Source organism: Providencia sp. R33 (genome assembly GCF_019343475.1).
Classification (GTDB): domain Bacteria; phylum Pseudomonadota; class Gammaproteobacteria; order Enterobacterales; family Enterobacteriaceae; genus Providencia.
The window spans coordinates 3,026,081-3,041,614 of the sequence record NZ_CP072453.1 but is presented as its reverse complement, the minus strand read 5'-3'; the positions used below and the strand labels follow the sequence as shown (position 1 = coordinate 3,041,614).

The following is a 15,534-nucleotide window of genomic DNA, read 5'->3' as shown; positions in this document are numbered from 1 at the left end:
AAAACATGTATTTTAAGAAAAAAAATATAGGTTATATTATTTCACTCATTATATGTGGTGGATATTCTAACGCTGAAACTTTTAATGTGAATGCGCTTAATTTGTCTGTAGACGATAATATTGACTTAAGCTACTTTGAAAAAAATAGTTTAAGTGAAGGTTTGTATGAATCAGATATTATATTAAATGATAAAAAAATTATTCGTGGAGAAAAAATTAAGTTTGTTAGCAATAATGGAATTATTGAACCATGTATTACAGCGGAGTTAATAAAACGTTTTCCTTTAAATGAAGAAACCAAAGAAAAGCTAATATCATCTCAAGAAGATAATTGCATCAACTTATTATCATTCGATGAAAATGTGACCATCGACTTTAATGATAGCGAACAGGTCCTTGTTATTTCTATTCCACAAAAATACATGGAATTAAGTAACTCTTCGTGGGTTAGCCCTGAGATGCGTGATTACGGTATTGCTGGTCTCATTTTAGATTACACGATTAGCGATAATCATTTAGTTCGCAAAAATGAAGAAACACGTAACCAGTTATATGCATTCGGTAACGTGGGGGCAAATTTGGCTCAATGGCGTTTACGAGCAAGCTATCAATATGAAAATAAATTAGTAGGAAAAGAAGAGGGTGGCGGTAAAAAACGCAGTTTAGATTGGGAGCAAGTTTATGCTTTTAGAGATATTGCGAGTTTATCCGCGAAGCTATTTGCTGGGGAGATTTTTGTTAAATCGGACTTGTTTGATAGTGTGCGTTTCAAAGGCGTGAGCGTTTTTACCGATGAAAGCATGATGCCACCTAATCTCAGAGGTTATGCACCTCAAATTACAGGGATTGCTGCCTCAAATGCAACCGTCACATTATCACAAAATGGCCGTATTATCAGCCAAGTCAAAGTTCCAGCGGGTCCTTTTGTCATAAAAGACTTAAGTCAATCAGTTATGGGAACCATTGACGTCACAGTGGCAGAAGATAATGGTAAAGAAACGAAGTTTCAGTTTACGACAACTAATATCCCATTTTTGACTCGTAAGGGCCAAGTTCGCTACACCATGAATTTGGGCCAGTTATCCCCGAAAAATGGGAGCTTTGCCAACGATAATTTTATGACTGTGGAAAGCTCTGTTGGGGTATTCAATAACACCTCAGTCTTTGGTGGGTTAGTGGCGACGTCAGGGAATAAATATCAAGCAGTTAACGTTGGTATTGGTCAAAATATCGGTTTTTTAGGCGCTTTTTCTGTGGATATTACCCAATCTTATGCGGACACTTTATTGGGCCGTGAAAAAGGAAAAAGCTACCGCATTAACTATGCAAAAGATTTACCAAGTATTGATGGGCAGTTGACATTAACAGGGTATCGCTTTGCAGACAGAACCTTTAATTCATTATCCAATTTTGTTGAGCAAAATTTTGCAGACAAACAGGGATCTGATATCAATAAAGATAAACATGTATTTTCATTATCTTATGCTCAGCAATTACGTGTTATCAATGCAAGTGCGAATATCACGGCATCACGTAGGACATACTGGAATGGCAAACAAAGTAACTATTTTAGTTTAGGAATTAATAAGTACTTTGATGAAGGAATGATGAAAGGCGGTAATATTTCATTGTCCTTGAACCAAGTTCGTGGATCAAATGATAAAACAGATAACCAGATTTATTTGTCTGTAAGTAAACCATTAGGCTCTGAAAACCAAAATGCGTCAATGTCTTACTTCGCATCTTATAGTGACAATAATAAGCGCTATATGAACAACGTAAACTATAGCCGATATGTCAATAAAGATACGAATTATAATATTACAGCATCGACACAAGATGGATTATCAGAAGGGATAGTTAGCTCTTATATTTCGCACAGTGGTGATATAGGGCAAGTTCAAGTGACAGGATCGTTATCAGACTCTATGAATTCATTCAGTATGGCAATGAGTGGTTCAGTTACTGCGACACAGCATGGTATTACAGCTCACCGCTTAACGTATCGCGACCAATCTCGTTTGGTGGTTGATGTACCGAATGCAAAAGGTGTTGTTATTGAAAACGGTAATGCAACAACGAATAATCGTGGGTTAGCGACCATCAGTAATGTACCAACCTACTATAATATGGAATATAAGGTTGATGTGAATAACCTTCCAGATACCGTTAATATTGATGATAACGTTTTAGAGTCTACACTCACAGATGGTGCAATAGGCTACGTTAAAATGGATGCTGATATTGGCAAGTCATTAATAACAAGAATTAAACTAACTAATGGTCAATACCCGCCATTAGGTTCAGTGGTGAAAAATAACGTAACGGGTAAAGTTTCAGGCATTATTGCTGAATCTGGCATCGTGTACTTAACTGGGTTGAACATGGGCGATCAACTTAGCGTCAACTGGGGGGATGCACAAGCGTGTACATTCCTGGCTGACAGTCTTCTTGCCAAAAGCAGCAATTCAATTACTTGTCGTCACTAATGTGATTTAAATGGGTGAAAAAATGACATTATTTAAAAAAGTATTTTCCATTGTTTTGTTATCAAGCGTAATGAGTCAGGCATATGCAGTACTTGGATTAGATAGAACCCGTATTATTTTTAATGAAGCAGAGGGTGGAACAAGTGTCGTTGTTGACAATCAAGATCCTGCTTCTTCATTTTTAGCGCAAACTTGGATAGAAAACCAAAAAGGTGAAAAACTGACTAATTCGTTAGTTGCATTACCTTTTTTACAAAAAATTGGCCCTAAACAGAAAAAACAAATCAAAATTTCGTATATGGATGGGCAAAATACATTACCAACTGATAGGGAAAGCCTGCTTTATTTCAACATATTAGGTATTCCACCTCAAGGTAAAGAAGCGAATGCGGTTCAATTTACTATCCAATCGCGCTTAAAGCTGTTTTATCGTCCAAAAGGTATCGATTACAAAGTCTCAGCTGATAAGAATTTTCAACGTGATATGAAAGTGTCTAAGCAGGGCGGGAGCATTAAGCTAACTAACCCGACACCATTTAATATCATCGTGACGAATATTAATGTAGATAGAAGCAAAGATAATAGTTTCCCAGAGACAATTATTGCGCCATTTAGTGATACTACAGTGACATTAAAAAATCCGTCATGGAATAGTTTTGAAGTGGGTTATATTGATGATTTTGGTGGGTTGAAATTTAATAAATATCAATGTGATAGCGCTCAGAATTGTCAGTTGCAACCATTGGTTAAAAACCAATGAAAATCACAAAAAACAACTACGAATAAAAGCGCTACAAGGTATCTCAAAGAGGTTAAGTGTGCTGTCAAACACGGCTAGTTTGAGCTTATTGCAAAAATAATGTCTGCGAGCAACACTAAGGCTATCGTTTGCTTCTTTAGGAAAAGTCATGCCACCAAAAGAGGTTAAATGGTAGCCCATTATCATCTTTTGGTGTTTGCGTTGGTATGGCTCAATATAGCCAAGCTATGCCAACATCAGTGAAATGCTGGACGAATTCAATGGCAAACGCCATCTCATTGGCTCTTCATTGAACAAGACTTTAATGTATCCCCTCGAGTTCCAGTTTCTCTATCACTATTTTTTAGTGCCGTTTACTTTTGGATCCCAAGCCAAGGCTCTTTTATCTTACAATTACGATAATGTATATCAATGTATTAAATTGTGAGTTTCATTCAGAGCCCAGTACCACGCATTTATGCCCCTATCTTCAGTGTTTTTTTGCTTTTTAGGCGAATAGAAATTGTTCACCTCGATTTTCTCTCTTTTTTAAAAAATTTACCCCTGAAAAGCAATAATATTTTATTTGAATAATGGCGTATTTTATTTTTTAACCCAAAAACAGTCCAAAAAAATTGAAAACAGTTCCTCATACTCTTATCTTCCAACACGTTTTTTTCTCGCACATCGCAAAAAAATAGAAATAACAGTCATCACATCTAATTATGGTGACTCTTTTCATGGGGGATGTTTTTCCATATGTAAATAATGGTAACGCTTATATGGTGTAAACATGAACAACTCAATTGAGCATCTTTATGATTTAAAAAATCAATCGCTCTGAAAAAAATCGGAAAAATACTCTAAACCATAAAAATAAAGTCATTTTCTTCGGTTTAATTTTCACTTTAGCTCAACATGCTTTCGCGGGTAATTTTTTAGAAATAACAGCGGAAATAGAAAGCACAGGGGTTTACCTCAAAATTCATTAGATAATTTACCCAAAGATCGAGAGTCTATTTTCTACTTTAGTACACTAGCGATCCCTGGAGTATCACAAGAATTAATAAATAGTGATGCGGCACAATTATCTATAGGTACCCGTTTAGTTATTAAATTATTTTATAGACCGACTAAATTAAGTTACTCATCAGAAATAGCAATTGAAAAATTAAAATTTCCCACGAGTTCAAATGGTCTTTGTATTATAAATGATTCACCTTATTTTATTACATTAAGCAACTTGTCTATTAAAAATATGGTCATTAACGACGCTATTGGTTTGATGGTATCACCCTATAGCCAACAAAAAGTTTCTGTACCAAGCCGTTTAGAGCCAAATACAAAAATTGATTGGCAAGCGATTAATGACTACGGTGGGGATACCCAAGTTAATTCAGGCTCTATCATAGAAAATAAGGGGGGGGCATGTCAGTAGTAAAAAATTTATGGGCTTTCTTCTTTATTATCAGTGTTAGTGCAGCTCAAGCATCAAATATGGATACAGGATTTAATTTTTCGCCTGAGCGTATTATCTATTTAGAATCCAATAAAAAAGGCGTTATGGCTGGGTTAGAAAATGCAACTGCAGATTCGGCTTTAATTCAAGCACAGATTATTCCTTCTAATCCACTGACGGGCTTACCTGCGCTTGATGGTCAAAATGGAGAAAGCCCTTTTTTGATTACTCCACCATTACATCGCTTAAACACCAATGAACGATTTAATTGGCGGATCCAAAGAGTCAGTGATGGCAATCTAGCAAATGACAGAGAAACTATTTTTTATATCGCGCTAAGGGTGATACCAGATACATCAAATATTAAATTTCAATCAAGTGCAGGCCTTATTTTAACACCGACAATCTATTTAAAAATGTTATATCGGCCAAAAGCAATTGAAAATATAAATATTGGTAACCAAGTATCATCATTAAAATTCACACAAAATGATAAAAAATTAATTATTAAAAACCCGACACCTTTATCAATGACTTTCGCTTCATTACAGGTTGGCTCTTATTCCATTCCGATTGAGCGACTTAATCATAGTCTCCAACCTTTTGGAGAACTACAAATTGAATTACCCGCTTCTGTATCCGGAGAGATTACATGGCGAGTATTAAATGAGTATGGATTAGCAACAAAGCTTGAAGTGTATAATCAGGATAAATAGAACAATGAAACATCAATCATTTTTATTAAAACCTATTGCATTCGCGTTAGCTTGCTACTTATTTAGTGGAATGGCTCACTCTGCGCCTTATTTTGATCCGACTCTACTTAATTTACCAGAAGGTACCGATGTTAATGACATCGACCTTTCTGCATTTACTCAACCCGATATTGTTCAACCTGGGCGCTATGTTGTATCGTTACAAATTAATAAAGAAGATAAAGGCCAACATGAAATATTTTTTGCAGCTAATGATAAAGGTGAAGTTACACCCGAAATTACACCTGAATTATTGGAAAGTTTAGGTGTAAATATACAGTCTATTCCTAAATTAAAAGCATTACCCCATAACGAGCCAATCAATTCGTTAGAAACGATAATACCTGATTCTCAGGTACAATTTAATGTTGCTAAATTAAGTTTGAATTTAAATATCCCTCAAATTGCGATGCGCCAAAGTGAGAGAGGTGCTGTTCCTGCGGAGTTATTGGACCAAGGGATCCCTGCGTTTTTAATGAATTACCAAATAAATGGCAGTAAACAACAATACAATGGCAGTTCATCGTCTGGAAAAACCAAGAATCAATCTATTTATGTGAATTTAAATGGTGGCATAAATTTAGGTGCATGGCGCCTGCGCTCAAATTATCTTTATATGGATAATGAAGCTAAGTATGCGGGTAATAAAACCACCTACAACCAAAATCAATTTTCTAATACAACGGTTTCTCGTGATATCCACGCGTTAAATTCTGAAATCGTGATGGGTGAAACCAGCACTCAAAATGATGTACTTGATAGCGTGCCACTCAAAGGGGTTCGCTTGCTATCGAACGAGCAAATGGAAGCCAAAGGCAATCGCGGATTCGCGCCACAAATACGCGGGATAGCAAATTCGAACTCCCGTATTACCATCACGCAAAATGGAAATACCATTTACCAAACGTATGTGGCTCCTGGTCCATTTATTATTAATGATATTTATCCAACAGGTACCGCGGGTGACTTAGAGGTTTCCATACAAGAAGAAGACGGGAGTACTCGTGTATTTACCCAGTCATTCTCATCCCTACCGGTAATGCAAAGAGCGGGTGGTGCGAAGTATGAAATTTCTGCAGGGAAATATAATGGCGGAATAACACAAGGTTCCAAAGAGCGTAACTTTATTATGGGGACCTTAATTTACGGTCTACCTAAAGCTGTCACGATTTATACGGGAATGCTCGGTGCCGACCAATACTGGACAGGAATTATCGGAACCGGCTTCTCTCTTGGAACTTTCGGGGCGATGTCGATGGATATTACCCATGCTTCCACGAAAATCAATGATGAAAATAAGCAAGGCCAATCCTTCCGTGTTCGTTACTCTAAAAACTTATCAGAGAGTGGTACATCCGTTGACCTGACAGCATTGCGTTATTCGACAAAAGATTATTATAGTTTCGCGGATTTCAACCAAGCGGGTTACACCTTAAAAGATAATGCGGCACCATGGCTAGCAGGTCGACAACGCAGTAGTTTGCAGTCTTACATCAACCAGTCTCTGGGTGAATGGGGATCCGTTTATTTTCGCGGAATGCGCAGTGATTACTGGGGACGTAAAGAAACGATTACGACCTTAGGTATTGGCTATAATGGTTTCTATCGCGGTATAAACTATGGCTTAGACTACAGTATTAGCCGAAGCGAAGGAAAAGGCGACTGGCCTGAAAACAAACAAGTTAGCTTTAATATTAGCATCCCATTTAGTCTTTTTAGTGAAAATAAAGACGTCCAAAATATTTACAGTAACTTCCAATTGAGCCATGACAATTCAGGTAGAACTTATCAGCAAACTGGGATCAATGGTCAATTCTTAGATAATAAACTGACTTATCAGCTTAATGAAAACAGCGATAATCGCGATCAGAAATTGAATAGCTCAATTAACTTAGGTTACCAAGGCAATAAAGGTTATATCGGTGGTGGCTACAGCTATTCTAAAGAAAATCAATTGATGTATGTGAACGGTTCTGGTGGCCTTGTGGTTCATCAAGGCGGTATCGCATTGAGTCAATATTTAGGGAATTCTGCTGCAATTATTTATGCACCGCAAGCAGCAGGCACCACGATTAATAACGGCAGTACAACGGTAGACTCACGCGGGTATGCCATCGTACCTCACCTTTCTGACTATACCCAAAACATAGCCAGTCTCGATGTGAACACCTTGCCAGAGAATGTAGAAAGTAAAGAAACATCAATTAACTTGTATCCAACAAAAGGGGCGGTGGTCAGAGCTAACTTTAACACCGTAAAAGGCTATCAAGTTATGTTTACATTAACGAGCAAAAATTCTATCCCGATGGGTGCGATTGCTTCATTAAAACAAGATAGTGACACGCCTAATCACAATACAATATCCGGTATTGTGGGTGACAATGGCCGCGTTTATTTGAGTGGGTTACCAGAAAAAGGAATATTGGTCATTAAGTGGGGTAAAGATGACAATCAAACTTGTCATGCCCCATTTGATATTAGCACTTCTGCAGAAAATGCCTATTCATCTCTGCGTAATTTAAACCTGTCATGCCAATAAAAGAGATAAATAATATGACCGTCATGAATATTATAAAATTATTAAAACACTATCTTTTGCTAAGTATACTATTAGTGACAGCAGCGCCCAGTCTTTCAAGCACAATCCAAGTATTTAATGGCCGGGGTTTGATTGGTGTCCTTGGTAGTTATACGGCCAGCGTCACTCATGTCACCAATGGGCCCGCAGGAGACCCTTTAGGTAATTTCTATTATGTTCAATTATATAACCTCTATAACAATGCCATTAATTTATGCTCAGAAGGTTATGGTGTTCTAATGAGTATTGACGGGGTGAGAGGCATCCCCGTCGGTGACCGTGAAATCATGCTGGTCCCAGAATTCACGTTTGTTGATGACCGAGTAGTTCCCGCGAATAACTTTTACATTGATACCGTTACTGGGCATTTTAATGGCTGGGGCTCGGAAACAAACCAGCGTCTCGGAATTGGTGATTGCCTTTGGTCTCCTTACCAAACAACCCCGCAAACAGGCTCCATTCGTCACAAAGTAAAAGCGACTGGAAGGCTGTTAGTTTATGGTACAGGTAAACAAAAAAGTGGGACATATTACTTACTGAATGATATCGGTATCTCTATTCAAAATCCTGGAACAGGTTCCGTAGGTGAACGATTAGTATCCAAGGACGAGCCCATTGAGATCATTGTATCTGGCCTAACATGTACACTAAACACACCGACTTACGTCAACTTTGGCGCACAAAGTTCAGGGGATTATTATGAGGAATTGCTTGCCAGTGTGACGAATAATATGAATGTAACTTGCAATCAAAATAAGAACCCTTCAAACGCGACTATTGCGATTTCAGCGAACGTAAAACCTCAGTATTATGCAGGTAATTTATTCGATGTTAACTTATTAGATTCCAAAAATAAGCCAGGGGCTTTTGTTAGGTTGTTTGCCAAAAAAGGCTCAAACAATATCGCCATCCCCCTTGACCAAACGCCAATAGATTTATCAACAATATCATCAAACCAACCAACAACCAGTTTCAATAATGAGATTGTTTATGAGCTTTACTCCTATGGAGAAGGTACAACAGGTAAAGTCAGCGGTAGTGTAGAGCTCTCAATTATTATGCGTTAATCGTTCTTTCGCTGAACATCGTTTCAGCGAAGTTCTGATTGAATATGGGCTAAATGGCGAACCCTCGGTTTATTTTTATGAAAAATAGAAGGTAATCGTGTCGCCGTTTTCATTACTGGCTCGCTATTGTTTTGCAATCGTTTCAAAATTTAGCCACGCGTTTTTGTTCACAGGGGTCAATGCCATCAGCAATCAGCTTTCTTGCTTCAGCAGTGCTTCTGATAAAGAAACGTTAGGGGATAACCCTAACGCTAAGGTTTTCTCTTATCTAAATAACGATAGCGTAATTGCCAGTACTTAGAGTGCGCTATCAGTTAATTCCTAGGGTTTCGCGACCCAAATTTTAGCGCCAGTTAAAGCCATAGCTAGCTTCCTGAGGGATAACGCGGGTAAAAAATCCTGCCGAATTATCACATGCTTAAAATTATAGTCGCACAGTGATATTGCAGAGGGCTGAGTAGAATGGAAATCAGTTGAGCTGGCGTTTTGGGAGAGGGTGTTAATTTTCATTAACCTGAAAAGCAAAAACCCGCCTTTTGGGCGGGTTCTTTAAATAGTGGTGCCCGGACTCGGAATCGAACCAAGGACACGGGGATTTTCAATCCCCTGCTCTACCGACTGAGCTATCCGGGCAACGGGGCGCATTAAACCGTATTCAGCTGTTTGCGTCAATGAGTTTTTCATAAAAAAACGCATTTTTTTGCTGAATGTTTTCTTTTTCAGCAAAAGGTGGTGGTTTAACGCGCGAATGATGCTTTTTTAGCTTAGAGCACCTTTTTTCCGGCATAACGCAATCGTCAAAATATCTTCAGAAAGGTGTTGCGCTATTTCAACATCTTGAATGTCACGTTGAACTAACAATCTGTTTAAACACCCTTCAAGTACTAGCTCCATTTGATTGGCGACAAGCTCAGAGTCTTCAATATCGAGCTCATCTAATAACTCTTTGGTGAAGTTGAATGAATTTTCTTTTTGCAGACGGCTGAGTTGATGAATGGGGTGATCGGAATCTGGGTAATAATTACAAGCAGAGATAAATAAACAGCCTGGGAATCGCCCCTCACTGACTTTCTCTGAAAGTTGTTGGTAACGAGCCATTAGCTTCTGATGTGGGCCTAGGGCTTCATCTAGGAGGGTTTGGCGCTGCCAAATTTCAATTTGCTGCCCATGAAAACGTAGGCAATCATAAACAAGCGCTTCATCATCAGGCCAAAATTGGCGAATAGTCGAAAAATCAGATTCAATTTCACTGAGTAAATTTTCTGTTGATGCGGATAAACCCTGAATTTCCAATTGGTTTAATGCATGGCTTAAAATCGTTTCGCGTTGGATAGGCATTGTGAACTCCATCACCATGAGGTCTGTTTTTTTTCATCATAGCAATGATCAATGCTGAATTATAGCGGTTTACTTTGAGAACAACTCGTTGATAGGAAAGGTATGTAGCTTGAGGAATTATCATTTTTTGTGAAATATAATGATATTAAACATGAAAAACAGGAGGGGGAATTATCCCCCCTGAATCTAAATCAATGAGTTATTTCAAATTTAGATTGGAGTCTTAGTTAATCAAATTCACCTCTAGCGCAACATCGATATAGTAAAACTGAAAAATTTTCTTCATAAAATCATCGACATCATGCTTTCTTAGCTCAAGAGCTTGTAAAATATCCAACAGACCTTGCATGGTGATGGCATTTTTACCTCTTTCGTAACGAGAAACTTGCTGCTGGCTAATACTTAACCGTGATGCTAATTGCGCACCTGTTAAACCAACTGCTTTTCTACGGCGTTTTAAATAAGTTCCAATATAAATAGAAACATTGGTATTATCATTTCGTTGAGTACTTAACATTCCTCCTCCAAATAAATTAATGTTGACTAGATAAATTATTTTCATTAATAGGATTATTTTATATATAGTGCTCGCTTAACGAGTTTAAAAGAGAACCTGAACGGTTTCCTAGTACCTATTAAACAAGGATGAGTTTATTATTACCAATATTTATGGCGGATTAATTTGATGATATTAATAGATGATGCCTATTCGCAATACACAAAAAAAGAGTGCAATCGATTCATTTTTTGAAGTTATAATTCAAAAACAATTATTTTTTATCATATGGTCAGAATTATATTTCGATGTTTTGATTGATTATGGTTTTAAAGTTCTTGTTATTTTTGGGTTGATTTTAAGGGGTAAACCTAAATTTCGAGCAATGCATTCATTGTTTGTTACACTTATATTGAGGTTGTTAATATAAATGTTTCATTGGAAAGATTTGGTCTTTTTTATTCGTGTTTTATATCTGAATTTGGTATTTTTAATATATGCATGATGGCTGTTATTTATATATTTACATCGTTTATTAAATTGAAATTTAAATTCGTAATATGAAACTGAAATAATATTGAAGAATGTTCTTTGTAGGTTTTATATTGATTATTGCCACTCTCGTGACAATAAAAAACCCGTGAATGATTTCACGGGTTTTAGTCTACTCAATTTAATGAATAGGGCTAGAGCATCATTCCACCGAATAGGAAGCCGAAAGTAACGGCGAATGCGACAGCAATGGTACCTGGGATAAAGAATGGGTGGTTGAAGACGAAGCGACCAATGCGCGTTGTCCCAGTGTCATCCATTTGTACCGCAGCAACCAGTGTTGGGTATGTTGGCAGAATAAACAGGCCAGAAACCGCAGAGAACGACGCAATTGCAGTCAGTGGGCTAACACCTAAAGCTAGAGCCATTGGCATCAATGCTTTTGCTGTTGCGGCTTGTGAATACAGAAGCGCAGAACAGAAGAAGAAGATAACCGCTAACATCCAAGAATGTTCATGGATTAAGTCACCTGCAGTGGCTTTGATCCACTCGAGGTTGTGCTGTACGAAAGTATCACCTAACCAAGCAACACCTAAGATACAGATACACGCACTCATACCTGCTTTAAAGGTACTGGAGTTCAAGATAGCATCGGTATTGACACGGCAAAGGATAGTAATCAACGTTGCGACTGTCAGCATGATGATTAAAATCGCATTGGTGGTGTTCATCAATGGTGTTTCGACAATCCCTAAGCTTGGGCTATTGATGATGGCATAACAAACAACGCCAATAACACCGAGTAAGAACAGCAGAACAGAAGATTTAGCACCAGGTTTGATTTCTTTGACTTGGCTACCACGCAGTTCAATTAAGCCTTCTGCTAAACGTTTTTGATAGATAGGGTCATCAGAAAGTTTAGAGTTGAACGTCCAAGAGATAATAAATGACATCAACATAATCGCAAGGAAGGTTGATGGTAGTAAAATCCCTAGCAGAGTGATGTAGCTAACAGTATTACCAGCGCCCATCATTGCAGGGTTTTCCATGACCGATGCCATATAGACAACCGCAGCGGAAATTGGTGATGCAGTAATACCAATCTGAGCTGCAACGACAGCTGTTGATAATGGACGGCAAGGTTTAACGCCTTGCTCTTTTGCCACTTCTGCGATAACAGGTAGTGTTGCTAAAGAGATATTACCTGTACCAGCAAAAAGCGTTAAAAAGTAAGTAACGATTGGCGCAAGGATGGTGATGTATTTAGGATTGCGGCGCAGTAATTTTTCTGTTTGAGCAACTAAATAATCTAAACCGCCAGCAATTTGCATTGCAGAGATAGCGGCGATAACAGCCATGATGATGGAGATAACGTCAAATGGAATGGTCCCTGGTTTCACGCCAATTGCAGCGAGTACCAGTACACCAAGGCCACCGGCAAAGCCGATACCTATCCCACCAAGACGGGCCCCCAAAAAGATGGCCAGCAGAACAATAATAAATTCTACGGCTAACATAGTGTTTACTCCTCGACAAAATGAAAATTAAAATTATGAAACTGTTATGTTAATTATTTGTGTGTGCATGAATCAAAAAAGGCACGCTTTCCGATGAGAGGCGTGCCTTTATTTTTAAGTATTATTTATGATAAACATAAATTTTTTAGTCATCAAAACGTTTTGCTTTATAAGCTGGGTGTTTTAAGTTCTCAACAGAGAAAATATCGTCCAGCTCTGCTTCAGTCAGTAAACCGCGTTCAAGAACCACTTCGCGGACGCTCTTACCAGTTTCAGCACAGATTTTACCCACGATGTCACCATTATGGTGGCCAATGAATGGGTTCAAGTAAGTGACAATACCGATTGATTTAAAGACAAATGCTTCGCAAATTTCTTTATTTACGGTAATGCCACTAATGCATTTTTCTTGCAAGTTGCGACATGCGTTGCTCATCAGAGAGATAGACTCGAACATCGCTTGGCCGATTGCAGGTTCCATTACGTTTAACTGTAATTGGCCTGCTTCAGCTGCCATTGTTACACAGATATCGTTACCGATAACTTTGAAACACGCTTGGTTAACCACTTCAGGAATAACTGGGTTAACTTTTGCTGGCATGATAGAAGAACCTGCTTGTAACTCAGGTAAATTGATTTCTTTCAGACCTGCACGAGGACCAGAAGACAACAGACGTAAGTCGTTACAGATTTTAGACAGTTTCATTGCCAGACGTTTCAAGCCCGCGTGAACAGTGATGTAAGCACCACAGTCAGAAGTTGCTTCAATTAAGTCTTCCGCAGGAACGCATGGTAAACCAGTGACTTCTGCTAATTTCTTCACTGCTAGCTCTGAATAGCCCGGAGCGGTATTCAGGCCAGTACCGATAGCAGTTGCGCCTAAGTTAACTTCGAGCAGTAATTCGATGCTGCGTTTTAGGTTTTTCTCTTCTTCTTTCAGAAGGGTAGCGAAAGCATGGAATTCTTGGCCGACGGTCATTGGAACGGCATCCTGTAACTGGGTACGGCCCATTTTCAGAATGTCTTTGTATTCTTCAGCTTTAGCTTCAAAGCCTTTTTTCAGGTATTCAACAGATTCAATTAACTTCAGCACAGAATTATACACTGCGATACGGAACCCTGTAGGGTAAGCATCGTTAGTGGATTGGCTTTTGTTCAGGTGGTCATTTGGGTTTAAGAATTCATACTCACCTTTTTTATGACCCATCAGCTCAAGACCGATGTTAGCAAGGACTTCGTTAGTATTCATATTCAGTGATGTGCCCGCACCACCTTGGAATACATCAACAGGGAACTGGTCCATGCATTTGCCTTCATTTAAAACAACATCACATGCTTTGATGATAGTTTCCGCGATGTTACGCGGAATAGTGTGTTGTTCTTTGTTGGCTAAAGCCGCCGCTTTTTTAACCATAACCATGCCACGAATAAATTCTGGGACATCGTTAATAGTGCGGTCGCTGATATAAAAGTTTTCAATCGCACGCAGAGTATGAACACCATAATAGGCATCGGCTGGAACTTCTTTTTTACCTAACAGGTCTTCTTCGATACGAGTATTGTTTGACATGAGAACCTTCTTAATTAGATTACAGTTACTGTCCGTTTATGCGCTTTTTAAAAATCCATATATCGTAAAAACAAAACTTCACAGGTGATTAATATTGCAAAATAAAACTTTACAAGCGATTAACACCTTCTACTACGTTGTCAGCATTATGATCTACTGATTTATGGGTAGATGATATGCTTTTAAAGAAACAATGCCTTGAACCTAGATCACTATATAGTTTGATTTATGCAACAGATTTTACGTTGTGTGATGTTCGTCACAGATAAGTCTGGTTAATCAAAAAAAATTGTGAGTTGAAAAGCGTTATCTTTGCCCCAATTATTATGGCTATACTAAAGAAAAAAGCGAATATTGATAGTTGTCTCTTAGATGCAGTTCACAAAGGTTTTCCGAGGGGCGCAAAATTGTAGATAGCTTATTGAAATAAAGGAGAACTTGTGCGCTGGTTACCACTAATTCTGATATGTATTCTCATTTACATTGAGTCCGTCATTTTTGTGAGAGTGGCTTCTGAAGTCGGTGTTTTGATGACGCTGATTCTGGTGGTCTTAACATCCTGTTTAGGGGTGTCTTTGGTGAAAAACCAAGGCATGAAAAATGTCCTGCAAATCCAACAGAAATTAGCATCTGGCGAGAGCCCTGCAGCGGAAATGATCAAAAGTGTTGCGCTCGTTTTAGCTGGCTTTTTGCTCATCGTGCCAGGTTTTTTCACTGACTTTATTGGTTTATTGTTATTACTTCCACCAGTACAAAAACTTATTGTAATGCGATTAATCCCGCATATTCGTTTTTACCAACCTGGTGCGGGTTTTAATCAGCCAAGAAATGGTGGATACCAAAACGGTAATACGTTTGATGGGGAATTCCAACGTAAACAAGACGATCCGTCTTTTACTATTGATAACACTGATAAATCAGACTCATTAGATAAGGACGACCGTCCGAAATCGTAAGTCCTTCATATTTGTAGGGAGATAAAAAGAAAAATTTTTTATCTCCCCCCCTTGAAGTCCTAAGGTCTAGCCCCAATC

11 protein-coding genes, 1 tRNA gene and 2 pseudogenes are annotated in these 15,534 nt (G+C 38.3%); 8 read left to right on the top strand and 6 right to left on the bottom strand.

Annotated elements, in window-relative coordinates:
- Window positions 1–5 precede the first annotated feature (5 nt).
- The 7 genes and pseudogenes from J6836_RS14275 (at window position 6) to J6836_RS14245 (ending at window position 9,087) form a co-directional block, all read left to right on the top strand.
- Window positions 6–2,489 carry a fimbria/pilus outer membrane usher protein gene (locus tag J6836_RS14275; protein WP_219244665.1) on the top strand — a complete coding sequence of 828 codons (2,484 nt, stop codon included), beginning with the start codon at window positions 6–8 and terminating at the stop codon, window positions 2,487–2,489.
- A gap of 22 nt (window positions 2,490–2,511) precedes the next feature.
- A complete protein-coding gene (locus J6836_RS14270; RefSeq protein WP_219244664.1) occupies window positions 2,512–3,249 on the top strand; it encodes a fimbrial biogenesis chaperone in 738 nt (245 codons plus the stop codon).
- Between the two features lie 997 nt (window positions 3,250–4,246).
- A pseudogene (locus J6836_RS23350) lies at window positions 4,247–4,309 on the top strand (hypothetical protein); the annotation flags it as partial.
- Between the two features lie 162 nt (window positions 4,310–4,471).
- The gene (locus J6836_RS14260) at window positions 4,472–4,666 is read left to right on the top strand and encodes a hypothetical protein (protein WP_219244663.1); all 195 of its coding nucleotides are present in this window, start codon (window positions 4,472–4,474) and stop codon (window positions 4,664–4,666) included.
- Window positions 4,657–5,403 (top strand): fimbrial biogenesis chaperone, encoded by a 747-nt coding sequence (locus tag J6836_RS14255; RefSeq protein ID WP_219244662.1) that lies wholly within the window; start codon window positions 4,657–4,659, stop codon window positions 5,401–5,403. The genes J6836_RS14260 and J6836_RS14255 overlap by 10 nt, the downstream gene beginning before the upstream one ends.
- A gap of 4 nt (window positions 5,404–5,407) precedes the next feature.
- Window positions 5,408–7,981: a fimbria/pilus outer membrane usher protein gene (locus J6836_RS14250; protein ID WP_219244661.1), complete on the top strand. Its 2,574-nt coding sequence runs from the start codon at window positions 5,408–5,410 to the stop codon at window positions 7,979–7,981.
- A 14-nt stretch (window positions 7,982–7,995) separates the two neighbouring features.
- The gene (locus tag J6836_RS14245) at window positions 7,996–9,087 is read left to right on the top strand and encodes a hypothetical protein (RefSeq protein ID WP_255586234.1); all 1,092 of its coding nucleotides are present in this window, start codon (window positions 7,996–7,998) and stop codon (window positions 9,085–9,087) included.
- Window positions 9,088–9,235: 148 nt separating this feature from the next.
- Here the strand turns inward: J6836_RS14245 and J6836_RS22785 are convergent.
- From J6836_RS22785 to aspA, 6 genes and pseudogenes are all read right to left on the bottom strand, one after another.
- Window positions 9,236–9,389, bottom strand: a pseudogene (locus tag J6836_RS22785) (Arm DNA-binding domain-containing protein); the annotation flags it as partial.
- A 255-nt stretch (window positions 9,390–9,644) separates the two neighbouring features.
- Window positions 9,645–9,720 (bottom strand) — tRNA-Phe (locus J6836_RS14235).
- Window positions 9,721–9,846: 126 nt separating this feature from the next.
- The gene (gene dicD, locus J6836_RS14230) at window positions 9,847–10,419 is read right to left on the bottom strand and encodes a division control transcriptional repressor DicD (RefSeq protein ID WP_425299726.1); all 573 of its coding nucleotides are present in this window, start codon (window positions 10,417–10,419) and stop codon (window positions 9,847–9,849) included.
- Between the two features lie 229 nt (window positions 10,420–10,648).
- Complete coding sequence (locus tag J6836_RS14225) at window positions 10,649–10,942, bottom strand: helix-turn-helix domain-containing protein (protein ID WP_219244657.1); 294 nt, start codon at window positions 10,940–10,942, stop codon at window positions 10,649–10,651.
- A gap of 665 nt (window positions 10,943–11,607) precedes the next feature.
- Window positions 11,608–12,930, bottom strand: coding sequence for an anaerobic C4-dicarboxylate transporter (locus J6836_RS14220; protein WP_219244656.1), 1,323 nt, complete (start codon window positions 12,928–12,930; stop codon window positions 11,608–11,610).
- Between the two features lie 145 nt (window positions 12,931–13,075).
- Window positions 13,076–14,500 carry an aspartate ammonia-lyase gene (gene aspA, locus J6836_RS14215; RefSeq protein WP_206083463.1) on the bottom strand — a complete coding sequence of 475 codons (1,425 nt, stop codon included), beginning with the start codon at window positions 14,498–14,500 and terminating at the stop codon, window positions 13,076–13,078.
- A gap of 440 nt (window positions 14,501–14,940) precedes the next feature.
- On the opposite strand from aspA, the gene J6836_RS14210 reads away from it, so the two are divergent.
- The gene (locus J6836_RS14210; protein ID WP_219244655.1) at window positions 14,941–15,456 is read left to right on the top strand and encodes an FxsA family protein; all 516 of its coding nucleotides are present in this window, start codon (window positions 14,941–14,943) and stop codon (window positions 15,454–15,456) included.
- The last annotated feature ends 78 nt before the right edge of the window (window positions 15,457–15,534 follow it).

Excerpts from the sequence above, each read along its gene's own strand:
- J6836_RS14270 (WP_219244664.1), top strand. The coding sequence starts at position 2,512 with ATGACATTATTTAAAAAAGTATTTTCCATTGTTTTGTTATCAAGCGTA.
- J6836_RS14275 (WP_219244665.1), top strand. The coding sequence starts at position 6 with ATGTATTTTAAGAAAAAAAATATAGGTTATATTATTTCACTCATTATA.
- J6836_RS14225 (WP_219244657.1), bottom strand. The coding sequence starts at position 10,942 with ATGTTAAGTACTCAACGAAATGATAATACCAATGTTTCTATTTATATT.
- J6836_RS14255 (WP_219244662.1), top strand. The coding sequence starts at position 4,657 with ATGTCAGTAGTAAAAAATTTATGGGCTTTCTTCTTTATTATCAGTGTT.
- J6836_RS14250 (WP_219244661.1), top strand. The coding sequence starts at position 5,408 with ATGAAACATCAATCATTTTTATTAAAACCTATTGCATTCGCGTTAGCT.
- aspA (WP_206083463.1), bottom strand. The coding sequence starts at position 14,500 with ATGTCAAACAATACTCGTATCGAAGAAGACCTGTTAGGTAAAAAAGAA.
- J6836_RS14220 (WP_219244656.1), bottom strand. The coding sequence starts at position 12,930 with ATGTTAGCCGTAGAATTTATTATTGTTCTGCTGGCCATCTTTTTGGGG.
- J6836_RS14245 (WP_255586234.1), top strand. The coding sequence starts at position 7,996 with ATGACCGTCATGAATATTATAAAATTATTAAAACACTATCTTTTGCTA.